The organism is Thermomonas brevis (assembly GCF_014395425.1).
In the GTDB taxonomy this organism is placed as follows: Bacteria; Pseudomonadota; Gammaproteobacteria; order Xanthomonadales; family Xanthomonadaceae; genus Thermomonas; species Thermomonas brevis.
Map to the genome: position 1 here is coordinate 583,842 of NZ_CP060711.1, position 23,286 is coordinate 607,127.

17 protein-coding genes and 1 pseudogene are annotated in these 23,286 nt (G+C 71.2%); 13 read left to right on the top strand and 5 right to left on the bottom strand.

From position 1 onward, the window contains the following. Positions 1-36: 36 nt before the first annotated feature. From amaB to H9L17_RS02685, 6 genes and pseudogenes are all read left to right on the top strand, one after another. Positions 37-1,569, top strand: coding sequence for an L-piperidine-6-carboxylate dehydrogenase (gene amaB / locus H9L17_RS02660; RefSeq protein WP_187570834.1), 1,533 nt, complete (start codon positions 37-39; stop codon positions 1,567-1,569). Between the two features lie 9 nt (positions 1,570-1,578). Then, a complete protein-coding gene (locus H9L17_RS02665; protein WP_187570835.1) occupies positions 1,579-1,866 on the top strand; it encodes a DUF4190 domain-containing protein in 288 nt (95 codons plus the stop codon). A gap of 2 nt (positions 1,867-1,868) precedes the next feature. Further along, a pseudogene (locus H9L17_RS02670) lies at positions 1,869-2,918 on the top strand (quinone-dependent dihydroorotate dehydrogenase); the annotation flags it as partial. A 1-nt stretch (position 2,919) separates the two neighbouring features. Then, positions 2,920-3,975 carry a UDP-N-acetylmuramate dehydrogenase gene (gene murB / locus H9L17_RS02675; RefSeq protein ID WP_187570836.1) on the top strand — a complete coding sequence of 352 codons (1,056 nt, stop codon included), beginning with the start codon at positions 2,920-2,922 and terminating at the stop codon, positions 3,973-3,975. A 136-nt stretch (positions 3,976-4,111) separates the two neighbouring features. Continuing rightward, positions 4,112-5,053: a DMT family transporter gene (locus H9L17_RS02680; protein WP_187570837.1), complete on the top strand. Its 942-nt coding sequence runs from the start codon at positions 4,112-4,114 to the stop codon at positions 5,051-5,053. An 87-nt stretch (positions 5,054-5,140) separates the two neighbouring features. Next, on the top strand, positions 5,141-5,710 hold the full coding sequence (locus tag H9L17_RS02685) for a hypothetical protein (RefSeq protein WP_223158076.1): 570 nt from the start codon (positions 5,141-5,143) through the stop codon (positions 5,708-5,710). Positions 5,711-5,713: 3 nt separating this feature from the next. Here the strand turns inward: H9L17_RS02685 and H9L17_RS02690 are convergent, their stop codons facing one another. After that, positions 5,714-8,437, bottom strand: a complete 2,724-nt coding sequence (locus tag H9L17_RS02690; RefSeq protein ID WP_187570838.1) for a serine/threonine-protein kinase — start codon at positions 8,435-8,437, stop codon at positions 5,714-5,716. A 90-nt stretch (positions 8,438-8,527) separates the two neighbouring features. Here H9L17_RS02690 and H9L17_RS02695 point away from each other — a divergent pair, with 90 nt between their 5' ends. Then, positions 8,528-9,436: a GGDEF domain-containing protein gene (locus tag H9L17_RS02695; protein ID WP_187570839.1), complete on the top strand. Its 909-nt coding sequence runs from the start codon at positions 8,528-8,530 to the stop codon at positions 9,434-9,436. Positions 9,437-9,440: 4 nt separating this feature from the next. Here H9L17_RS02695 and ispG read toward each other — a convergent pair whose 3' ends face one another. Next, positions 9,441-10,694, bottom strand: coding sequence for a flavodoxin-dependent (E)-4-hydroxy-3-methylbut-2-enyl-diphosphate synthase (ispG, locus tag H9L17_RS02700; protein ID WP_187570840.1), 1,254 nt, complete (start codon positions 10,692-10,694; stop codon positions 9,441-9,443). A 253-nt stretch (positions 10,695-10,947) separates the two neighbouring features. Here ispG and xseA point away from each other — a divergent pair, with 253 nt between their 5' ends. Next, entirely contained in the window at positions 10,948-12,288 is a 1,341-nt protein-coding gene (xseA, locus tag H9L17_RS02705) for an exodeoxyribonuclease VII large subunit (protein ID WP_187570841.1), read from the top strand. A gap of 145 nt (positions 12,289-12,433) precedes the next feature. Here the strand turns inward: xseA and H9L17_RS02710 are convergent, their stop codons facing one another. Further along, positions 12,434-15,268 carry an EAL domain-containing protein gene (locus H9L17_RS02710; RefSeq protein ID WP_246455149.1) on the bottom strand — a complete coding sequence of 945 codons (2,835 nt, stop codon included), beginning with the start codon at positions 15,266-15,268 and terminating at the stop codon, positions 12,434-12,436. 170 nt (positions 15,269-15,438) lie between these two features. On the opposite strand from H9L17_RS02710, the gene H9L17_RS02715 reads away from it, so the two are divergent. The 4 genes from H9L17_RS02715 (at position 15,439) to H9L17_RS02730 (ending at position 19,799) form a co-directional block, all read left to right on the top strand. Further along, complete coding sequence (locus tag H9L17_RS02715) at positions 15,439-15,990, top strand: RNA polymerase sigma factor (RefSeq protein ID WP_187571826.1); 552 nt, start codon at positions 15,439-15,441, stop codon at positions 15,988-15,990. Continuing rightward, on the top strand, positions 15,987-16,856 hold the full coding sequence (locus H9L17_RS02720) for a hypothetical protein (RefSeq protein ID WP_187570843.1): 870 nt from the start codon (positions 15,987-15,989) through the stop codon (positions 16,854-16,856). Before H9L17_RS02715 ends, H9L17_RS02720 begins: the two co-directional genes overlap by 4 nt. Before the next feature lie 177 nt (positions 16,857-17,033). Further along, a complete protein-coding gene (locus H9L17_RS02725; protein ID WP_187570844.1) occupies positions 17,034-18,794 on the top strand; it encodes an ABC transporter transmembrane domain-containing protein in 1,761 nt (586 codons plus the stop codon). Between the two features lie 258 nt (positions 18,795-19,052). Beyond that, a complete protein-coding gene (locus tag H9L17_RS02730) occupies positions 19,053-19,799 on the top strand; it encodes a hypothetical protein (RefSeq protein ID WP_187570845.1) in 747 nt (248 codons plus the stop codon). A 62-nt stretch (positions 19,800-19,861) separates the two neighbouring features. Here H9L17_RS02730 and H9L17_RS02735 read toward each other — a convergent pair whose 3' ends face one another. Together H9L17_RS02735 and H9L17_RS02740 are read right to left on the bottom strand one after the other, a co-directional pair. After that, positions 19,862-20,482 carry a YdbL family probable chaperone protein gene (locus H9L17_RS02735; RefSeq protein WP_187570846.1) on the bottom strand — a complete coding sequence of 207 codons (621 nt, stop codon included), beginning with the start codon at positions 20,480-20,482 and terminating at the stop codon, positions 19,862-19,864. Positions 20,483-20,517: 35 nt separating this feature from the next. Then, positions 20,518-22,539 (bottom strand): translocation/assembly module TamB domain-containing protein, encoded by a 2,022-nt coding sequence (locus tag H9L17_RS02740; protein ID WP_187570847.1) that lies wholly within the window; start codon positions 22,537-22,539, stop codon positions 20,518-20,520. 33 nt (positions 22,540-22,572) lie between these two features. Here H9L17_RS02740 and H9L17_RS02745 point away from each other — a divergent pair, with 33 nt between their 5' ends. After that, positions 22,573-23,274, top strand: a complete 702-nt coding sequence (locus H9L17_RS02745; protein ID WP_187570848.1) for a response regulator — start codon at positions 22,573-22,575, stop codon at positions 23,272-23,274. Positions 23,275-23,286: the final 12 nt, after the last annotated feature.

Consider the following 23,286-nt stretch of genomic DNA (forward strand, 5'->3'; position numbering starts at 1 on the left):
CTTCGCCAGTCCCCGCTTTCCTTTCCGGAGTCCGCCATGTCCCACCCCGTCCTCACCGCGCTCGGCCTTGCCGCCGTCGAATCCGGCACCTACCTCGGCAACGGCGAATGGTCGAAGACCAGCGACGCCGGCGTGCTGGAGCCGGTCAACCCGACCACCGGCGAGGTGCTGGGCCGCGTGCACGCGTCCTCGCAGGCCGACTACGACCTGATCGTCGAGCGCGCGCAGGCCGCCTTCAAGGTCTGGCGCACCGTGCCGGCGCCGCGCCGCGGCGAGGCGATCCGCCTGTGCGCCGACGCGCTGCGCGAGCACAAGGACGCGCTGGGTTCGCTGGTCGCCCTCGAAATGGGCAAGTCGAAGCCGGAAGGCGACGGCGAGGTGCAGGAGATGATCGACATCGGCGACTTCGCCGTCGGCCTGTCGCGCCAGCTCTACGGCTTGACCATGCACAGCGAGCGCCCCGGCCACCGCATGTACGAGCAGTGGCATCCGATCGGCCTGGTCGGGATCATCAGCGCGTTCAACTTCCCGGTCGCGGTGTGGGCCTGGAACAGCTTCATCGCGGCGATCTGCGGCGACATCAGCATCTGGAAGCCCTCGCCCAAGACCCCGCTGTCGGCGATCGCGTCGATGAAGGTCTGCAACGAGGCGCTGCGCAAGGGCGGCTTCCCGGACATCTTCTTCCTGTTCAACGATGCCGGCAGCGACTTGGCGCAGCAGTTCGTGGACGACAAGCGCGTCGCGCTGGTCAGCTTCACCGGCAGCACCAAGGTCGGCCGCATGGTCGGCGAGCGCGTGGCGCGCCGCATGGGCCGCAGCCTGCTGGAACTGGGCGGCAACAACGCGATCATCGTCGACGAAACCGCCGACCTGAAGCTGGCGATCCCGGCCATCGTGTTCGGCGCCGTCGGCACCGCCGGCCAGCGCTGCACCACCACGCGCCGCCTGATCGTGCACGAATCCATCTACGAGGACGTGCTGGGCAAGCTGGTCACCGCCTACAAGCAGGTCGAAGGCAAGATCGGCGATCCCACCGATCCGAAGAACCTGATGGGCCCGCTCAACAGCAAGGACGGCGTGGACGCCTACCTCGACGCCATCGCCGCGGCGAAGAAGGCCGGCGGCAAGGTGGAGACCGGCGGCGAAGCCATCGACCGCCCGGGCAACTTCGTGCTGCCGGCGATCGTGACGGGCCTGACCAACGATGCCGAGATCGTCCAGCACGAGACCTTCGCGCCGATCCTGTACGTGATGAAGTACAAGGAGCTGGACGAGGCCATCGACATGCAGAACGCGGTGCCGCAGGGCCTGTCCTCGTCGATCTTCACCACCAACCTCAAGCGCGCGGAAGCCTTCCTGTCCGCCGCCGGCAGCGACTGCGGCATCGCCAACGTCAACATCGGCACCAGCGGCGCTGAGATCGGCGGCGCGTTCGGCGGCGAGAAGGAGACCGGCGGCGGCCGCGAATCCGGCAGCGACGCGTGGCGCGCCTACATGCGCCGCCAGACCAATACCATCAACTATTCCGACGCGCTGCCGCTGGCCCAGGGCATCAAGTTCGACCTGTAAGGAACGACGATGAACGCTCCCATCCGCCAGACCAGTTCGCTCGCCGTCATCAGCCTGGTGTTCGGCATCCTCGGCTGGACCCTGCTGCCGTTCCTCGGCAGCCTGGTCGCGGTGGTATGCGGCCACATGGCGCGCGGCGAGATCCGCCGCTCGCAGGGCACGCTGGAAGGCGACGGCATGGCCGTGGCCGGGCTGGTGCTCGGCTACCTGGTGATCGGGCTGACGGTGCTGACGCTGGCGGCGATCTTCCTGTTTTTCGGCGGGCTGATCTGGTTCGCCACGGTGTTCGGGCACTGAGCTTGTACGCGCTGAGCCGCCCGCTGCTGTTCGCCTTCGACGCCGAGCGCGCGCATACGCTCGGGCTGGCGTCGCTGGAGGCGGCGTACCGCTGCGGCCTGTCGCCGCTGCTGGCGACGCCGCCGAAGCCGCTGCCGACCAAGGCGTTCGGGCTGACCTTCCCCAACCCGGTCGGCCTGGCCGCCGGGCTGGACAAGAGCGGCGCGCACATCGACGCGCTGCTGGCGCTGGGCTTCGGCTTCGTCGAGGTCGGCACGGTCACGCCGCTGCCGCAGCCCGGCAACCCGAGGCCGCGCATGTTCCGCCTGCCGCAGCAGCAGGCGGTCATCAATCGGATGGGCTTCAACAGCGGCGGCGTGGACGCGCTGGTGCGCAACGTGGAGCGCGCGCAGCGCAGGAACGGTCTGGTCGGCATCAACATCGGCAAGAACAAGGACACGCCGAACGAGGACGCCGTCGCCGACTACCTGCTCTGCCTGCGCCGCGTGCACGCGCTGGCCGACTACGTCACCGTCAACATCTCCTCGCCGAACACCGCCGGCCTGCGCGAATTGCAGGAGGAGCAGGCGCTGCGCAAGCTGGTCGGCGCACTGCGCGACGAGCAGGAAAAGCTCGCCGGCAAGCACGGGCGGCGCGTGCCGATGCTGGTGAAGATCGCGCCCGACCTGTCCGAGAACGACATCGACGCCGCCGCCCGCGTGCTGGGCGACCTGGGCGTGGACGGCGTGATTGCCACCAACACCACCCTGTCCCGCGAGGGCGTGGAGGGCTCGCGCCTTGCCACCGAGGCCGGCGGCCTGTCCGGCGCGCCGCTGATGAGCCAGTCCACCACCGTGCTGCGCATGCTGCGCACGCGGCTGCCGGATTCGATCCCGCTGATCGGCGTGGGCGGCATCCTGCACGGCGCCGACGCCGCCACCAAGCAGGCGGCGGGCGCGGTGCTGGTGCAGACCTATACCGGGCTGGTCTATCGCGGCCCGGCGCTGATCGGCGAATGCGTGGACGCGCTGCGCCGGCGCAAGGAAGCCCCCAGCCGAGGCACCCTGCCCCCGAATGAACGCCGCCACCGGCACCGGCTACCGCATCGCCGAACACGCGCGGCTGGACGCACGCAACACCTTCGGCGTGCGCGCCATGGCGCCGATGCTGGTAGAAGCCACCGACGCCGCCGCGCTGCCGGAGCTGTTCGGCTACGCGATGCTGCGCGACGCCTCCGCGCTGGTCCTGGGCGGCGGCAGCAACCTGCTGTTCGCGGGCGATGCGCCGGGCGCGGTGCTGGCGCTGGACACGCGCCGGATCGACCTGCTCGAAGACGACGGCGCGCTCGCCATCGTCCGCGCCGACGCCGGCGTGGTCTGGCACGACTTCGTGCTGTGGACGCTGGGCCGCGGCCTGAGCGGGCTGGAGAATCTCGCGCTGATCCCCGGCACGGTCGGCGCCGCGCCGATCCAGAACATCGGCGCCTACGGCGTGGAAGTGCGCGAGCACGTGCATGCGGTGGAAGCCTTCGACCGCGCGAGCGGCGATTTCGTGCGGCTCGCCACCGACGCCTGCGCCTTCGCCTACCGCGACTCGCTGTTCAAGCGCGAGCCGGACCGCTACGTCGTCACCGCCGTCGAGTTCGCGCTGCCGCGCGCGTTCCAACCGCGGCTGGGCTACGCCGGCATCGAGGACGAACTGCGCGCGATGGGCGTGGACGGCGCGCCGCGCGCGTCGCAGGTGGCCGAGGCGGTGATCCGCATCCGCCGCCGCAAACTGCCCGACCCGGCGGTGACCGGCAACGCCGGCAGCTTCTTCAAGAATCCCATCGTGCCGGCGGCGCAGGCCGAGGCGCTGCTGGCCGAACATCCCGCGCTGCCGGTGTTCCGCGGCGGCGATGGGGACAGCCGCAAGCTCTCCGCCGCCTGGCTGATCGACGCCTGCGGCTGGAAGGGCCATCGCGACGGCGACGCCGGCGTGTCGGCGGCGCATGCGCTGGTGCTGGTCAACCACGGCCATGCGACCGGAGTGCAGTTGCTCGATCTGGCGCGACGCATCGCCGCGTCGGTGCAGGAACGCTTCGGCGTGGCGATCGAACCGGAGCCGCGGATCGTGGGGGCGACGTGGTGAGCTCGCTTCGGGCAAACTCCACTCTCCCGATGAAAAAGGGATTGAAGATGAGGGCTCGGACACGTGCGGCAATGCCGGCTTCGCCGTACCCTCATCCGCCCTTCGGGCACCTTCTCCCGAGGGGAGAAGGAAACGCATGACGCCTCCACGCAACGTCCATGCGCGCGCCGCCCTGCTGATGCTGGGCAGCACGCTGGGCTTCGGCCTGATGGCGATCTTCATCCGGCTGGCCTCGAAGGACATCCCGACCTGGGAAGTGGCGTTCTTCCGCAACGCCTTCGGCTTCCTGTCGCTGCTGCCGATGCTGGCCCTGCCCGCGCTGCGCCAGCCGCGGCCCGCCGCCGCGTTCGCCGCCAGCGTGCGCACCGACCAACTGCCGCGCTACGTGATCCGCACCGCCATCGGCATCGCCAGCATGTTCTGCGGGTTCTGGGCGATCGCCCACCTGCCGCTGGCGCAGGCGATCTCGCTGGCCTATTCCTCGCCGATCTTCGTCACCATCGCCGCCATCCTCATGCTCGGCGAGCGCGTGCGCGCGCGCCGCTGGACGGCGGTGGCGCTGGGCTTCGTCGGCGTGCTGGTGATCGTGCGGCCGTGGTCGCACGCGTTCAGCCTGGGCTCGCTGGTGGCGGTGGCGGCGGCGGTGCTGAGCGCGCTGGTCGCCATCCAGATCAAGCAGCTCTCTCAGACCGACAAGGCCGACACCATCGTGTTCTGGACCTATGCGCTGTGGGTGCCGATGTCGCTGCTGCCCTCGCTGTTCGTGTGGCGCTGGCCGGCCGGCATCGAATGGCTGTGGCTGGCCGCGACCGGGCTGATGGGCACGGTGGGGCAGCTGCTGTGGACGCGCGCGCTGAAACTGGGCGACGTGTCCGCGCTGACACCGATCAGCTTCATGCAGCTGCCCGTGGTGACGCTGGCCGGTTGGCTGCTGTTCGGCGAATCGGTGGACGGCGCCACCCTGCTGGGCGCCGGCATCATCCTCGGCTCGACTTTCTACATCGCCCATCGCGAGGCCAAGCTGGCGCGCGAGCAGCGCAGCAAGGCCCCGAGCGAGGCGGTCGAACCCGGCAGTTGAGGCCCATCCGGGCACGTGCATTCCGGCACGGGCGGGCGCTGCCGGCCGGTGTTATTTCTTGCGCATCTTTCTCGAAGGACGACCGCGATGCGCCCTGCCCTGCTGCTCCTGCTCGCCGCGCTGGCCGCGCCCGCGGCCGCCCAGAACGCCCAGACCACGCATGCGCCGCCGCCCGCGCAGCCGGTGAACTTCAGCGTGCCCGCCGCCGCGGACAAGGACGTGGCGAGCGTCGACGCCATCGTGGCCGCGCTGTACGACGTGATTTCCGGCCCGGTCGGCCAGGCGCGCGACTGGAATCGCCTGCGCTCGCTGTTCATTCCAGAAAGCAGGATGATGCCGGTCGGCCAGCGCCCCGATGGCAGCGCCGGCATGCGCCTGCTGCGGGTCAACGACTACGTGGCGATGTCCGGCGCGCTGCTGGTCGAGAAAGGCTTCCACGAACGCGAGCTGGCGCGCCGCACCGAGCGCTTCGGCCACATCGCGCACGTGTTCAGCACCTACGAGGGCAAGCTGGAAGGTGAAGCCGAGGCGATGCGCGGCATCAACAGCATCCAGCTGATGCACGACGGCAAGCGCTGGTGGATCGTCTCGCTGATGTGGGAAGCGGAGAACCCGACGCTGAAGCTGCCGGCGCAGTATCTGCCCGGCGGCGGCTGAGCCTCAGGGCTGCTCCAGTGGCCCGCCCTTGCGTTCCGCTTCTAGGATCATGTCGCGCACCGTCCGTTCGCCCCCATCCAGCGCATCGAGCTTGGCCCGCAGCAACGGCGCGACATAGCGCTCGCGCAGCGCATCGGCAGCGGAGACATCGCCCTGTTTGCGCAGCAGGCGTTGCAGCCGCCAGGCAGTCATGATGGTCTGGTTGTCATCCATGCCATGCGCTTCCTCGCGCAGCGGCAGCAGTTCGCGATAGGAGGCAATCGCCAACGCCGTATCGCCCAGCGCATCCGCACTTTGCCCGCGGATGTCCAGCGCCGCCTGCGTCTGCGGATGCTTTTCGCCCAGCACCTCGCGCACCTGCGGCAGCAGCTGCGTCGCCAGCGCCAGCGCCTCCTTCGGGCGTCCGGCCTGCTTCAGGGTGCCTGCGCGGTTGACGAGGATGTAGAGCGTGTCCGGGTGGCGCGGGCCAAGCAGCCGCGTGCGCGCCTCCGCCACGTCCTGCTGCATCACCAGCGTCTTGTCGAACTGATGCAGCCGCGCGTACACGGTGGACAGGTTGAGCTTGGCGCGCAGCGTCTGCGGATGCTCCGCACCCAGCACGCGCGTGGCGGCTTCGACCACGGCGCTGCCGATGGGCAGCGCTTCTTCCGGCTTGCCACTGTCGGTCAGCATGTTCGCCAGATTGCCGCGCTCGCCCAGCGTGGTCGGATGCTCGGCCCCCAGCCTGCGGGTCTGGATCGCCACCTGCTCGCGCTGCATCGCCACCGCGCCGTCCTTGTCGCCGGTCAGGACGCGCATGATCGCCAGGTTGTGCCGCGCTTCCAGCGTGTCGGGGTCGTCCTTGCCCAGCACCTGCGCGCGCATCGGCAGCAGCGCTTCCATCAGCTTGCGGCCCGCATCGGGCTCGCCCATCCGTCCCAGCAGGATGGCAAGGTTGTTGGTGACCTCCATCGTGGCCGGGTCGCGTTCGCCGCGCAGGCGGATGGCATCGGCGCGCAGCGTCTCCAGCATGCGGCGCGCGCGTGGCCGGTCGCCCAGCCCGGTGATCGCGCCGGCCTGGTCGAGACGCAGCTTGATCCGCAGCGGATCGTTGGCCGGCAGTCGCTCCGCGTTGTGCAAGGCGGCGTCCGCCACGGCCAGCGCGTCCTTGGCGCGGGAGGCGTCGAGCAGCGCGCGCGCCTGTTCCTGCCGGGCCTTCAACGTCTCCGGGGCGGCTTCGCCGAGCGCGCGGGCGCGATAGCCGGCCACCTGCGCGAAGCCGGCCGCCGCCGCATCCGGCAAGCCTAAAGCGACGCGCACGCGCGCCACCGATTCGCGCAGGTCGGCGGCCAGCGCGGGATCGTCGCCGAAGTCGCGGACGATGGCGCGCTCGGCGTTGGCGAGGATGCTGCGGTCGATCACCGACCGCGCGAGGTCGGGCGTGCTGGCATGCGCCAAAGCCAGATCGAACGCGGGCGCTTCGTCCGGCGCCTGCCGGGCGACCTGTGCGCGCAGGTCGCCGGCGATGCCGGCGCCCATCGATTCGATGTCGATGCCTTCCAGCATCGACTGCTGGAACGCCGCCACCTTCTCCAGCTGCGCGTTGCGCTGCTCGGCGATGGCGCGCTGCGCGCGCGCCTGCAGCAGGCCATAGACCGACAGCGCCAGCCCGCCGACCAGCGCCAGCGCGACCAGCGACGCAGCCAGGATGCCGGTGCGGTGGCGCTGCGCGAACTTGCGCCAGACGTAGCGGCGGGTGCGCGGCGCGGCCTGCACCGGCTGGCCGTCGAGGAAGCGCTGCAGATCCTCGGCCAGCGCGGCCACGGATGGATAGCGTTCGCCGCGCTCGAAGCGCATCGCCTTCGCCACCACCCAGTCCAGCTCGTTGCGCAACACGCGGCGCATGCGCGGCAGCGGCTCGCTGCGTGCGTGCGCCACCTTGCCCGCGTCGGCCGGCGACAGCGTGGACAGCTGCTGCGACGGCAGCCGCAGCGTATGCGCGCCGTCGGTCTCGGTCTCGCCGCGCGCGTTCGGCCGCTGGCCGGTAAGCAGTTCGCCGAGCACCACGCCCAGCGCGAACACGTCGCTGCGGGTGTCGACCAGCGCCTGGTCGCCGCCGGCCTGCTCCGGGCTCATGTAGTCGGGTGTGCCGGCGGCTTCGCGGCCTTCGGTCAGCGAGGTGGCGGTGGCGATGCCGAAATCGATGATCTTCGGCAGCGCGCGGCCGTCCACCTCGTCCACCAGCAGGTTGCCGGGCTTGAGGTCGCGGTGGATCACGCCCTTCTGGTGCGCGTGCTGCACACCTTCGCAGACGCGCACGAACAGGGCGATGCGCTCGCGCAGCGGCAAGGCGTGCGCGTCGCAATAGTCGGTGATCGGACTGCCGGCGATGAACTCCATCGCGAAGTACGGGTGCCCGTCGGGCGTGGCACCGGCGTCGAAGATCTGCGCGATGGCCGGATGCCGCATCTGCGCCAACAGCTGCCGCTCGACCTCGAAATACGCCACCCGCCGCGCGTCCAGCTTCTGCGCGCGCAGCAGCTTGAGCGCCACCGTGCGCCGCACCGGTTCGAGCTGCTCGGCGCGATAGACGTCGCCCATCCCGCCGCGCCCCAGCAGTTCCTCGATGCGGTAGCGCCCGAGCTGCGCGCCGGGCGCCAGCGTCTCGCCCACCGACGGCGCGGCCGACGGCGCGCGCGTCGCCAGCAATTCGGTGCGGTCCGGGTCTTCCTGCCTGTCCTGCGCCATCGTTGTTTCCCCCTCGGGCCATTCTAGCCGCCGCGCCATTCCGTCTCCGCGCCGGGGTTACACTCCCCGGATCGCGACTTCGACCCCGCCATGGCCACCGATCCCGCGCAGCAGGACACCACCCAGCGCACGCTGCTCAGCGAGGGCCCGCTGCATCCCGCGCCGCGGTCGGCCTGCGTGGTGGTGATCCACGGCGAAGGGCTGGGCCGGCGCACCGACATCCGCGACGGCGCGCTGCTGGTCGGGCGCTCGCACGAAGCCGACCTCTCGATCCAGCACAAGAGCGTGTCCCGCCAGCACTGCCGGATCTGGCGCGACGCCGCCGGGCAGTACCGCATCCGCGACCTCGGCGCGACCAACGCCACCCGCCTCAACGAAGCGCGGCTGCCCGCCGAGGCGGACGCGCCGCTCAACGACGGCGACCGCATCACCGTCGGCGAAACCATCCTCAAGTTCATCGCCCAGGACAGCGTGGAAGCGCGCTATCACGAGGAGATCTACCAGCTCGCGGTGCACGACCCGCTGACCGAGCTGCACAACCGCCGCCACTTCTGCGAGATGGCGGACAAGGAGATCGGCCGCGCGCTGCGCCACGGCCGCCCGCTGGCGCTGTGCATCATCGACGTCGACCTGTTCAAGCCGGTCAACGACCGCTACGGCCACATCAGCGGCGACGAAGTGCTGCGCCAGATCGGCGCGCTGGTGCGCGGCCATGCGCGCAACGACGACCTGGCCGCGCGCATCGGCGGCGAGGAGTTCGCGCTGCTGCTGCCGGAATGCGAGCTGGAGCCGGCGCTGCGCCTGGCCGAGCGCCTGCGCGAGGCGGTCGCGGCGGCCAGCTTTGCGCCCGGCGGCGAGCCGCAGCGCATCACCATCAGCATCGGCATCGCCACGCTCTCGCCGGAGCGCGACAGCCGCCCGGCCCTGATGGCCGCCGCCGACGCTGCGCTGTACCGCGCCAAGAGCGAAGGCCGCAACCGGGTCTGCGTCGAAGGCTGAAGCTTCAGTCCGGCCGCGCGGCGCGGTAACGCGTCTCCACGTAATCGTCGATCAGGGCGACGAACTCGTAGGCGATGTTGTCGCCGCGCAGCGTCACCGTCTTCTCGCCGTCCACGAACACCGGCGCGGACGGCGCCTCGCCGGTGCCTGGCAGCGAGATGCCGATGTTGGCGTGGCGCGATTCGCCCGGCCCATTCACCACGCAGCCCATCACCGCGAGCGTCATGTTCTCCGCGCCGGGATGGCTGATCTTCCATTCCGGCATCTTGCCGCGCACGTGCTCCTGCACCACCTTCGCCAACTCCTGGAAGAACTCGGAGGTGGTGCGGCCGCAGCCCGGGCAGGCGGTGACCATCGGCGTGAACGCGCGCAGGCCCATCGTCTGCAGCAGCTCCTGCGCGACGATCACCTCCTGCGTGCGCGAGGCGCCCGGTTCCGGCGTCAGCGAGATGCGGATGGTGTCGCCGATGCCTTCCTGCAACAGCACGCCCAGCGCGGCGCTCGACGCCACGATGCCCTTGCTGCCGATACCGGCTTCGGTCAAGCCCAGGTGCAGGGCGAAATCGCTGCGCGCGGACAGGTCGCGGTAGACGGCGACCAGCTCCTGCACGCCGCTGACCTTGGCGCTCAGGATGATGCGCTCGGCCGGCAGGCCCAGCTCCACCGCGCGCTGCGCGGATTCCAGCGCGGACAGGATCAGCGCCTCGCGCATCACCCGGCCGGCATCCCAAGGCTCGGCGCGCTGCGCGTTCTCGTCCATCAGCCGCGCCGCCAGCGCCTGGTCCAGCGAGCCCCAGTTGGCGCCGATCCGCACCGGCTTGCCGTAGCGGATCGCGAACTCGATCAGCTGCGCGAACTGGGTGTCCTTCTTCTTGCCGAAGCCGACGTTGCCGGGGTTGATGCGGTACTTCGCCAGCGCCTGCGCGCAGGCCGGCTCGTTCGCCAGCAGCGTGTGGCCGTTGTAGTGGAAGTCGCCGATGATCGGCACGCGCACGCCCATCATGTCGAGCTTCTCGACGATGCGCGGAATCGCCGCCGCCGCTTCCGCAGTGTTCACCGTCACCCGCACCAGCTCGGAGCCCGCGCGCCACAGGTCCGCGACCTGTCTGGTGGTGGAGGCGACGTCGGCGGTGTCGGTATTGGTCATCGACTGCACCACCACGGGCGCGCCGCCGCCGACCTTCACGCCGCCGATTTCGACCTGGCGGGTGACGTGGCGGGGTTCGGGGCCGAAGCGGTGCGTGGCGGGTGCGTTCATGCGGGCATTTTAGCCGTTGCGATGCCCTGCCAACGCTCGGCTTGCCCGTGGACCCCGTGCGCTTCAAGCGTGCCATGGGTGGGCACGCGCTGCATGCGACGCAAGTGTGCGAACGCTCACCACGAACTGTAGCGGGCCGGGCCACGGACCGGACGTGCACCCGAGCCTCGCAGCTGGCTGGATGCGGAATCCAAGCGGCGAAGCACACGGACCCACGGGCAAGCCGACACGCATTGACGCTACGATTGCCGACATGCAATCCCGCGACGACCGCATCCTCACCCCCGGCCAACTCAACACGCTGGCGCGCGACCTGCTGGAAAGCGCCTTCCCGCTGGTGCTGGTCGAGGGCGAGCTGGGCAACGTGACCCGCCCGGCCTCCGGCCACCTCTACTTCACCCTGAAGGACGCGCGTGCGCAGGTGCGCTGCGCGCTGTTCAAGCCCAAGAGCCAGTGGCTGAAGTTCGCCCCGCGCGAGGGGCTGAAGGTGCTGGCCCGCGGCCGGCTCACGCTTTACGAGGCGCGCGGCGACTACCAGCTGGTCTGCGATTCGCTGGAGGAAGCCGGCGAAGGCGCACTGCGCCGCGCGTTCGAGGAGCTGAAAGCGCGCCTGCAGGCGGAAGGGCTGTTCGAACCGGCGCGCAAGCGTCCCCTGCCCGCCTTCGTGCGCCGGCTGGCGGTGCTGACCTCGCCGACCGGCGCGGTGATCCGCGACGTCATCAGCGTGCTGCGCCGGCGCTTTCCGCTGGTCGAAGTGGACCTGCTGCCGGTGCCGGTGCAGGGCGATGGCGCGGCGGCGCAGATCCGTTCCGCGCTGCTGCGCGCCGACGACTGCGGCCGCTACGACGCGATCCTGCTGGCGCGCGGCGGCGGCTCGCTGGAAGACCTGTGGGCGTTCAACGACGAAGCGCTGGTGCGGGCGATCGCCGACTGCATGACGCCGGTGGTGTCCGCGATCGGCCACGAAACCGACTTCTCGCTGGCCGATTTCGCCGCCGACCTGCGCGCCCCCACGCCGTCCGCGGCGGCGGAATTGCTGGTGCCGGACGCCGTCGGGCTGTCGGCGCGGCTCGCCGGCCTGCATCGGCAGGCGCTGGCGCTCCAGGCCAATGCGCTGCGCCAGCGCATGCAGCGGCTGGATCGCGCCTTCCTGCGCCTGCACGCGCAGCGCCCGCAGGCGCGGCTGGACGCGCTGGCCCGGCGCGCGACGCAGGCGAAGCTGCGACTGGACAATGCCGTCCAGCGCCGGCTGGAGCGCGAGCGTGGCGCGCTGCGGCACGCCGATGCGATCCTGCGCGCCCAGCATCCGCACCAACGCCTGCAACGCCTGCGCGAGCGCCTGCTGGCGCTGCAAAGCCGCCCGCAGGCGCTGATCGCGCAGCGCTTGCAGCGCGAGGCGTTGCACCTGCGCGGATTGGCGCGGTCGCTGCACGCAATCAGCCCGCTGGCGACGGTGGCGCGCGGCTACAGCATCCTGCAGCACCCGGACGGCCGGATCGTGCGCGGCATCGCCGACGCCGCGCCCGGCGACGCGCTGCGCGCGCGCCTGCAAGATGGCGCGCTGGCGGTGCGGGTGGAGCGACGCGAGGAATAGCCCCGCTGGGGAGCATTGAAACAGCCTGGACGCGGATCAACGCGGAAAGACGCGGATCAAATCTTGTTGATCCGGGTTCATCCGCGTCGATCCGCATCAAAAATTTCTTGCAGGCGCGGACCCGCACATGCGCATCACGACAGCGTCAGCCGCCCGGCAGCGGCACCGGCGGGCTGAACAGGAAACCCTGCGCATGCGTGCAACCCAGCTCGATCAGCCGATCGCGCTGATGGCGGGTTTCCACGCCCTCGGCGATCAACTCGATGCCCAGGCTGCTGGCCAGCGCCACGATCGCACGGATCACCGCCACGCTTTCGTTGGCGGCCTCGCTTTCCAGTCCGGCCACGAAGCTGCGGTCGATCTTCAGGCTGGCGATCGGGAAGCGATGCAGGTAGGACAGCGCGGAGAAGCCGGTCCCGAAATCGTCCAGCTGCGCCAGCACCCCGTGCCGGCGCAGCAGGGCCAGGCTTTCCAGCGTGCGCGGCGCGTCGTCCAGCAGGGCGACCTCGGTGATCTCCACCCGCAGCCGCTGCGGCGCCACGCCCGCCGCCTCCACCAGCGCCAGCAGGCGCGCGGCGAAGTCCGGCGCGCGGAAATGCCGCGGCGACACGTTGATCGCCACGTAACCCGGCAGCGCGTGATGGCGGGCGATGTCCTCGACCACCCGCGCGTACAGCTGCCAGTCGATCTGCTCGATCAACCCGCTGTCCTCGCCCACGTCCAGGAACTCGCCCGGCGCCAGCAGGCCGCGCTGCTCGTGCCGCCAGCGCAGCAGCGCCTCGTGACCCACCGCCTCGCCGGTGTCGATGCGCACGATCGGCTGGTAGTAGGGCATGAAATGCTCGGCCTGGATCGCGCGGCGCATGTCCGATTCCATGTCCAGGCTGCGGGTGGCCTCGCGGTGCATCTGCTCGTCGAACATCGCGCAGCGGTCGCGGCCGTCGCCCTTGGCGCGGTACATCGCGGCGTCGGCGTCGCGCAGCATTTCCTCGCCGCTGCGGTAGCGCGGATGCCAGAGGGCGATGCCGATGCTGGCGCTGGGGAACAGCTCGCGTCCGGCCACCCAGACCGGCGCCGACAGCGCGGACAGCACGCGCCGGCCCAGTTCCTCGGCCATCTCCGGCCCGTCCAGCCCTTCGGCGAGGATCGCGAATTCGTCGCCGCCGAGCCTCGCCACCACGTCGTCGCCGCGCACGCTGCCGACGATGCGCCGGCCGGCCTCGACCAGCAGTTCGTCGCCGACCGCGTGGCCCACGCTGTCGTTGACCAGCTTGAAGCGATCCAGGTCCATGAACAGCACCGCGAAGCAGGCCTGCGGCTCGTCCCCCGCCGCCGCGATCGCCCGTCCCAGCCGCTCCAGCAGCTGCAGCCGGTTGGGCAGCCCGGTCAGCGCGTCGTGCATGGCCTGGTGGATCAGCTTGCGCTCGGCGCGCATGCGCTCGCCGATCTGCTCGACCAGTTCGGCGTTGGCCTCGGCGAGTTCGCGGGTGCGTTCGCCGACCCGCTGCTCCAGGTTGGCGTGCGCCAGCACCAGCCGGTCCTGCGCCTGCTTGCGCGCCAGGCTGCTGCCGACGTGGAGCGCAACGAAGGTCAGCAGTTCCTGGTCGCTGACGCCGAACAGGACATCGTCGGAATAGCTCTGCATGGCGATCACGCCGATCGCCCGGTCGCCCCGCAGCAGCGGCACGCCGAGCCAGCATTTCGCCTGCGCGCCGTGGCTGCGCACCTTGCCCTCGGCCTCCAGCGCGGCGATCCGTTCGCGATCGGCCAGCAGCGGCTTGCCGGTCTGCAGCACGTACTCGGTCAGGCCCGCCGCCAGCCGCCGCGCCTTGCGGTTCGGATCGCGCTCGTCCACCGAATACGGGAACTCCAGCATGCCGCCGTCCTCGGACAGCATGGCGATGTAGAAATTGCGCGCGTACAGCAGCTCGCTGACGATGTCGTGGACCTCGGCGTAGAAGCGCTCCAGGCTCTCGCTGGTCATCGACAGCTCGGCGATGCGGAACAGCGCGCGCTGGATCTCCTGCATGCGCTTGCGCTCGAAGATCTCGCTCTGCAATTCGTCGTTGGCGCGCCGCAGCTCGGTGGTGCGTTCCGCCACCCGCTCTTCCAGCCGCTTGCGCGCTTCCCGGCGCTCCAGCGCGGTCAGCACGTGCTGGGCCACGTAGGCCAGCAGGATGCGGTCGTCCTCGGTGTAGACGTCCGCCTGCCGGTAGTTCTGCACCACCAGCGCGCCGGCCACGCGGCCGTCGCGGCTCATCGGCACGCCCAGCCAGTCGGCGCTGTCCGGCCCGCTGTCTTCGCTGCGCGGGATGCCGAGCCGGGTGCGCAGCTCCAGCGACGGGCCGCGCATGGTCTCGCCGCTGCGCAGCAGGTGCATGGTCAGGGTGTTGTCTTCCCGGGTCACCGGGATTTCCCGGTCCGGATCGTTGACCCACGGATCGATCTGGTCGACGAAATAGAGGAACCGCATCGTGCGCCGGATGTCGTCGTACACCACGATGTAGAAGTTCTCGGCGTACATCAGCTCGCCGACGATCGAATGCACCCGCCGCAGCATCACCGGCAGCGCCAGGTTGCTGCCGGCCAGGTCGGCGATCTCGTAGAGCGCCTGCCGCAGCAGTTCGGAACGCTGCAGGGAGTCGATCCGCGCCGCCGCCAGCTCCTGCTGCACGGCCTGTTCCAGCAGCTGGCGCGCGCTGGCCGGCCAGTAGTCGGCGATGCCGGCCGGCCACGGCTGCGGATGGCTGGCCGCGATGCGCAGCGCAGTGCTTTCCGGCCCGTCCCACGCCAGCTGCAGCGCATCGGCGTCGCGCGGTTCGCCGCCGGCGACGTCGCAGCCCTCCCCCAGCGCCGCCTGCCGCCAGTCGACCCGCACGCAGGCGCCGGGCGGCAACGTGCGCGCCAGCCGCTCCGCGATGCCCGCAAGCACTCCCTCGCGCCGCCGGTGATGGGCCGCCTCGATGGAAGCTGGGTGCATGGAGGCCAAGGGAGCGTTCATCTCCGGGACATATTGCCTGCAACGGCAAAAGCCCGCCATGCCGGCAACCCCGGCCGCTGCCGCCGGGCGTTGGCATCGGCATGTCCGCCGTCCCTTGCATGCACGCGTCCCTCTTTCCGCCGGCCGCGCCAGCCCTTACGCTGGCGTCGATGGACATGCCGGACAGCAGCGACGAAGCCCTGATGCTGGCCTGGGTGGCCGGCGATGCCGGCGCGTTCGAGCGGCTGTACGCGCGTCACCGCCTGAAGCTGTACCGCTACCTGCTGCGCCAGCTGCGCGACAACGCGCTGGCCGACGAATTTTTCCAGGACGTGTGGCAGAAGGTGATCGCCGCGCGCGCCGGCTGGCAGCCGGATGCCGGTTTCGCCACTTGGCTCTACACCATCGCCCACCACCGCCTCGGCGACCATTGGCGCGCGCTGAAACATCGCCCTGCCGCGCCCGCCGACGCCGACGAGCGGCTGGCCCGGCTTGCCGATGCCGACACGCCCGAGCGCGTATTGTCGGAATTCGAGCGCCGCCGCCAGCTGCAGCTGGCGCTGGACGGACTGCCCGAGGAACAACGCGAGGTGCTGCTGTTGCGGCTGGAACAGGAACTGACGCTGGAAGAGATCGGCGAGGTGACGGGCGTGGGCCGGGAAACCGTGAAGTCGCGTCTGCGCTACGCGATGGACAAGCTGCGCGCGAGGCTGCCGTCGTGACCCGCTTCCCGCGCGAACCGCTGGACGCCGACGAGCGCGCGCTGGCCGCCGCGCTGCCGCGCCCGCACGGCCGCAACGAACCCGACGCGGCGCTGGACGCGCGCATCCTGGCGGCGGCCCACGCGGCCGCACAGACGCCGGCGAAAGTCCCGCACAAGCGCCGCTGGACGGTGCCGCTGGGCCTGGCCGCTTCGCTCTGCTTGGCGCTGGGGCTGGCTTGGCGCACGCAGCTCGATGTGCCGCAACGCGCAGCCGCACCCAGCGCGCAGCCGGAGCAGGCGCCGCCGGTCGCCACCTACGGCGCGCCCGCGCAGCAGGCGGATTCCGCCGTCGCCGCGCAGCCGATGCTGAAACCGGAACCGGCGGCTGCGCCCGCTCCGCCAGTCGCGCCGCCGTCCGCGATCGCACGCGAAGTGCGGGAAGCGCCGCCCGTCGTCCTCGAAGACGCTCAGCCCGCGCCCGCCAGTGCGCCCATGCCCGCAGCCGCCGCGGCGGCACCGCCACCGCCCGCGCCGCCGGCCCCACCGCCGCCGATCGCCACCGCCGCTGCGCCACGCGCCATGCCCATCGAAACCGGACCGCCTGCCGCGCGCGCGCTGGCGGCTCCCGCCATGGCCGCCAAGGCGCGCAGCACCGAACCGGTGGAGCGCATGCTCGACCTGCAGGCCGATGCGCCTGTCGAGGACGTGCCGCCGGCCACCGCCGATTCGCCGGAGGTCCGCGAAGCCTGGCTGCGCCGGATCGGCGAGCTGATGCGGAAGGGCAAGACCGACGAGGCGCGCGCCAGCCTGACCGAGTTCCGCCGCCGCTATCCGGACGCGACGCTGCCGGCCGAACTGCGCCCGCTGGAGCAGCCCGAACCCTAGCGTGCGGTCTTGCGTGCTTACGAAAGCATTTTCGACGCGGATCAGCGCGGAAAACGCGGATCGGAATCCTGTGATCGGCTTCATCCGTGCCGATCCGCGTTGATCCGCGTCAAACGCGTTTGCGAGAGACAGGCAAGCGCGCCTCCAGCGCCGCCGGCACGACGCTAAAATGTCCGTATGAACTCCCCCGCCCCGGCGCCGGCCAAGGCGCCCATCGGCTCCCTGCGTGCGCTGTGGCCCTTCATCCAGCGCCATCTGGGCCTGTTCGTCGCCTGGCTGGTCGCGCTCGCGGGTTCGTCCGCCGCCACCCTCAGCCTGCCGGTGGCGTTCCGGCAAATGATCGACCACGGCTTCAGCAGCGGCGCCAACATCGACCGCACCTTCGCCTTCGTGCTGGCGGTGATCGTGGCGCTGGCGCTGGCCACCGCCGCCCGCTACTTCTTCGTCACCCTGCTCGGCGAGCGCGTGGTCGCCGACCTGCGCAGCCGGCTGTACGCGCACCTGCTCGACCTCGACGCCGGCTTCTACGACCGCAGCCGCAGCGGCGAGCTGGTGTCGCGCCTGACCGCCGACGCCGAGCTGCTGCGCAGCGTGATCGCCTCCAGCATGTCGGTAGCCCTGCGCAGCAGCGTGACCGTGATCGGCGCGATGGCGATGCTGTTCGTCACCAGCCCCAAGCTGGCGGCGTGGGCGCTGCTGGGCATTCCGCTGGCGGTGGCGCCGATCGTGATCGGCGCGCGCCGCATCCAGAAGGTGTCGCGCGCCAGCCAGGACCGCATCGCCGACGCCAATACGCTCGCCACCGAGGCGCTGGGCGCGGTGCGCACGGTGCAGGCGCACTCGCGCGAACCCTTCGAGCGCGGGCGCTACGCGCAGGCGATGGCGACCGCCGTGTCCACCGCGCGCAAGCGCATCGGCGCGCAGGCGCTGGTGACCGCGGTCGCCATCACCCTGATCTTCGGCGCGGTGATCGTGGTGCTGTGGTCGGGCGCGCACGACGTGATCGCCGGCCGCATGAGCGCCGGCGCGCTGGGCCAGTTCGTGATGTACGCGCTGATCGGCGGCGGCTCGGTGGGCGCGCTGGCCGAGGTGTGGAACGAATTGCAGCGCGCCGCCGGCGGCATGGGCCGCATCCGCGAGCTGCTGGAGGAAACCCCGGCCATCGCCGCGCCCGCGCATCCGAAGGCGCTGCCGGTGCCGGTGCGCGGCGAGATCGTGTTCGACGACGTCACCTTCCACTACCCGCAGCGCCCGGACGCGCCGGCGCTGGAAGGCTTCAGCCTGCACGTGCGGCCGGGCGAGACGGTCGCGCTGGTGGGGCCGTCCGGCGCGGGCAAGAGCACCGTGTTCTCGATGCTGCTGCGCTTCCACGACCCGCAGTACGGGCGCATCGCGCTGGACGGCATCGACATCCGCGAACTCGACCCCGGCACGCTGCGCGAAGCGCTGGCACTGGTGCCGCAGTCGCCGGCGATCTTCGCCGCCAGCGCCGCCGACAACATCCGCTACGGCCGGCTCGACGCCAGCGACGAGGACGTGCGCAAGGCCGCGCGGTCGGCCCGCGCCGACGAGTTCCTCGACGCCCTGCCCGACGGCTTCGCCAGCGAACTGGGCGAACGCGGCACCCGCCTGTCCGGCGGCCAGCAGCAGCGCATCGCCATCGCCCGCGCGCTGCTGAAGGACGCACCGGTGCTGCTGCTGGACGAGGCCACCTCGGCGCTGGACGCGCACAGCGAGCGCGCGGTGCAGCAGGCGCTGGAAAACCTGATGGCCGGCCGCACCACGCTGGTGGTGGCGCACCGCCTCGCGACCGTGCTGAAGGCCGACCGCATCGTGGTGATGGACCACGGCCGCATCGTCGCCGAGGGCACCCACGCCGAACTGCTGGCGCAGGGCGGGCTGTACGCGGAGCTGGCGAAGCTGCAGTTCCTGGACTGAGACGCTCCCGCGCCGCGGACGATTGCCTGTTTCCGTCAACCACCTTGCCAGATCGGCACGGGGAGGCCGCGTCTGCCCCTCCATTCCGCATGCGCGCCGGAACATTGCGAATGACCCAGATCAAGGACATCCCGGCGGCAGGCAATCAAGACTGCCGATGATCGCGCCCAGATCCGCGAGCCGTGGAAACACGATGCCCACGCTGCTGGCGCATGCGTTCGACGACAGATTCATTTCCTCATTTCCGAGGTATCTCCAATGGCTTCCAGCTTGATGCTCTACTGCCTCCTGTTCGCCGGCATCGCGGCCGGAGCCGATGCCGCGGCCCAGGACATCGTTCCACGCAATGCGGATGCCGTGCGGCCCCGGCAGTCGGAAGCGGTGCAATCGCGCGCGGCCGAAGCCGTTCCCTCCAGACAAGCATCGACGGTGCAGCCACGCGAGGCGTCCATGGTGCGGGACACCGCGGTTGTCGGCACCAGCACCAAGGCATGGCAGTGGATGCAGGTCGGAGACACCGGCATCGCCGGCGACGGTGTGGCGCGTGGCTCGCAGGTCAGGAACCTGCGCTGCGCCGGCGTTGCCTGCCGCGTTTACGAGGACAGCGCGGGCGCATGGACGATACGCGCCGAGGGCGGCTTCCCGCTAGCAAGCGGGCAGACGCTCGACGTGTTGGTCATGAGCACGCAAACCAAAGAACAGGAAGGCGACAGCCGGAGCCGCGGCGTTTTTTCCGACGGTCGGTTCTGGGACCAATTTGACACTTGGCGCCTGCCAGCCGGCGGCTACGTCGTGTTCTACCACTGGAAGGAGAAGGACCGAGTACTGGCGGCGATGGCGTTCGACTTGGTGCGGCACGCAACCGGCGACAGTACCGCCGCCGGCCACCGGCGCGTCGATCCGGCCAATGACGCCACCCGACAGAAAGCTCTGAAGACAGCACGCGAGAACCAGCGCTGCCTGGCGATGGCGGCGACCAATCCGGACGTGCGCTGCGTGCCGTAACGGCGGAGATTCCGCCGTGCCGGATGCCTATCGGCCGTGGGCCTGACGAGGTTTCGCTTCCGCTATTTCTGCTTCCAGCTCCCGCCCGACTGGTACCACCAGCCCGAGCGCGCGCTGGCGATCCACTGCTTGGCGAACACGCCGCGGATCTGCTCTTCCCATTCCGGATGACCGTTCGCCACCGCCACCTCGCGGTAGACCGCCTTGCGGTCGCGGTTGTCGTCGGCCACCGCCGAGTTCAGCGCCACGCGGTCCTTCAGCTCCACCTTCGACGCATCGCGCACGGTGATCAGGCCGTCGTCGGTGAAGCCCAGCGCGCCGCTGTCGAAGCCCGCGCGCAGGCTGCCATTGAAGCGGGACTCCATGCGCGACTGGATCGCCTGGATGGCCGGCGTCTTGATGCTGATGTCGGGCGCGGACTGCGCGCGCGCGCTGCCGATGCCGACCAGCACCCACGGGTCGAAGCCGGACAGGTCCGACTCGATGCGCCGCTCCAGCATCGCCATGCCGCCACCGCCGGCCGGCGGCTGCTTGACCTCGACCTTATCGGCCTCGTTGATGACCTTCTCGACGAACTCCTTGGCCGCTTCCTTGGCCTCGGCCGCCGGGAAGTACACGTTAATCGTCACGCACGCGCTCAGCAGCAGCGCCGCCGCGACCGGCATCCCCATCCAATGCTTCATTCCCTGCTCCTTCGTTCGCAATTCACGTCAGGCGGTCACTCCACCACCGGCGCCACGTCGCCCTTGCCGACCGCGACCAGCCGCTCCACCAGCGTCGGCCAGTTCACCGCCCGGTTGTAGCCGACCACGCCCAGGCGCGGAATGCCCTTGCCTTCGACGATAGTAAAGGCGTTGCCCGCTGAATGGAGGCCGGACATCGCGCAGACCTCGTTCTCCAGCCGGCAGCCGATGCCGATGCGGCGGTAGCCGAAGTCGCTGAACAGGCCGATCAGCCGCCCTTGCAGACTGGTGATGAAGGAGGCGTCGCCGACGCTGCTGATGTTCTGCACCGCGCGCTGGCTGATCCGCTGGCGCACGCCGGGGACGGGATCGGTGACGAAGCTCGCGTCGAACGCCACCGGCGTCCAGTCCACCAGCCGCAGGCCGTCGATGCGGCCGTCCAGCCGCCCGGTGATGCTGCCGAAGCCCAGCACCTCGGTGAGCCGCAGCAGGTCGAGGTCGTCCATCGCGATGTCCGCGCTCAGGCTGGGCGCGGTGCCGAACGGGCGCTCCAGCGCCAGCGAGGAGAACGCGACCCGGCCGTCGAAGATGCCCAGCGTCAGCCCGCCGTCGAATTCGATGCGGTCGTCGGCGTAGCGCGCCAGCGGGATGTCGCCGCCCAGCCGGCCCTGGAACGGCGGCAGGCCCAGCGCTTCGGACACCTTGCCGAAGTCGATGTCGGACAGCCGCAGGCCGAAGCGGATGTCGGCGCCGCCGTCGCCCTGCGGCGGGCGGATCACCACGTCGCGCAGCCCCAGCGTGCCGCCCATCAGCGGCACCTGCACCGCCTCGCGCACGCGCAGTTCGCCGCCGGCGCTGGCGAACGGCAATCGCGCCGCGCCGAACGCGAGGCCGTGCAGCCGGCCGGCCTTCCATTCCAGCGCGCTGGCGATCGGTTCCGCCCCGGCGGAATAGCGCAGGTCGCCGCGCAGCCCGTCGAAGCCGAAGCGGCCGGCCGGATCGCGCAGGTCCACGCCGTGCAGCAGCGCGCTGGCGCCGGTCAGGCCGGTGGCGTCGAGATGCGCCTCGACCTCCATCGCGCCGCGCAGCTCCACTTCGCCCAGCCCGACCAGCCCCAGCCAGCCGGACAGGTACCGCGGGCGCAGCGGCGCCATGTCGTCGCTGCGCGCCCGCAAGTCCAGCGCAGCCAGCGTGCCGTCCGGCGCGAGGCGGGCGCTGGCGTCGGCGACCAGCACGCCGCCGTCGCGCCATTCGATGCGCGGCAGCGCCCAGCCAGCGCCGTCCTGCCGGTTCGCCTCGATGCGCAGGCCCACCGGCGTCGGCGGCAGCGCGACGTAGCTGTTGCCGGCCAGGAACTCGCCGCCGCGCAGCTCGCCCTCGACCGTCGCCTGCGTCGATGCCGCCGCGCCGCGGTAGTCCAGCCGCAGCTCGCCGCCCAGGTCTTCGCCGACGATGCTGGCGTCGGCGCTTTCGAACCCCGCGCCGCGCAGCCGCAGCGCGCCCTCGACCCGCAGCCCGGCGCGCGTCGACGCCACCTGCAAGCGCCCGTCCGCGGTGCCGGCCTTGAGATGCCCCTGCGGCCACGCCTGCGCCAGCAGCGCCTGCGCCCAGGCCAGCGGCACGCCGCGCAGGTCGAACACGGTCAGGTCGGGCGAGGCGGCGTTGCGGTCCAGCGCGATGCGCGCAGCGCCCTTCGCCAGCGACGCCTGCGTGGCCGCGGCATCGAAGGCCACCGCCAGCCGCAGCGGCGCGGCGTTGCCGGCCCGCAGCTCGCCCTCGCAGTGCCAGCCCGCGTTCGCCGTGCGCCGCAGCGGGCAGCGCCAGTGCAGATCGCGGAAGCGGTAGCCGAGGTCGGGCGCCTCGACCCTGCCGGCCCACAGCTGCAATTCGCCCGCGTCCGCGCCGTCCGCCCAGTCCAGCCGCGCCCGCACGCGTTCCAGCGTCGCCACCGGGGTGGCGACCTTAACGGCCCGCAGCTGCGCCGTCCGCGCCTGCGCCGGCAGCGAGGCGAGCGCCGCCACCAGGCACAGACAAGCGGTTAGGATCGGGCGCACCATGGACGCAGCATACAAAGGCCGGGAGGCAGCGCGATGAACCATTCCCCCGCCGACATCCCCCGCCTGCTGCTGGTCGAGGACGACCCGACCAGCGCCGCGTTCCTTGCCGCCGCCGCGGCCGCCCTGCCGGCGCTGCCGGTGACGGCGACCAGCCTCGCCGACGCGGAGCGCGTCTGTCTCGACCAAGCGTTCGACCTGTTCCTGTTCGACGCCAACCTGCCCGACGGGCGCGGCGAGGACCTGCTGCGCACGCTGCGCGAACGCGGCATCGGCACCGCCGCGCTGGCGCATACCGCCGACCTCGACGCCGATATGCACGCGCGGCTGCTGGCGGCCGGCTTCGCCGAGGTGCTGCGCAAACCGCTGGGGATGCACGCCTTCCACGCGGCGCTGCGCCGGCACCTGCCCGATGCCGCAGCCCGCCCGTGGGACGATGCCGCCGCCCTGGCCGCGCTGGGCGGCCAGCACGCGCACGTGCAGGCGCTGCGCAAGCTGTTCCTGGCCGAGCTTCCGCAACAGCGCGACCGGATCGTCCACGCCGCGACCCACGCCGACATTTCCGCGCTGCGGGCGGAGCTGCACAAGCTGTCGGCCGGTTGCGGCTTCGTCGGCGCGGCGCGCCTCGGCATCGCGGTGCAGGCGCTGCAAGCGGCGCTCACCGATCGGACGGCCCTGTATGCGCTGGAACGCGCCGTCGACGAGATACTGGCAGCAAGGCCAGCTGCGCCGCCGTAAGCGGCAAAAACC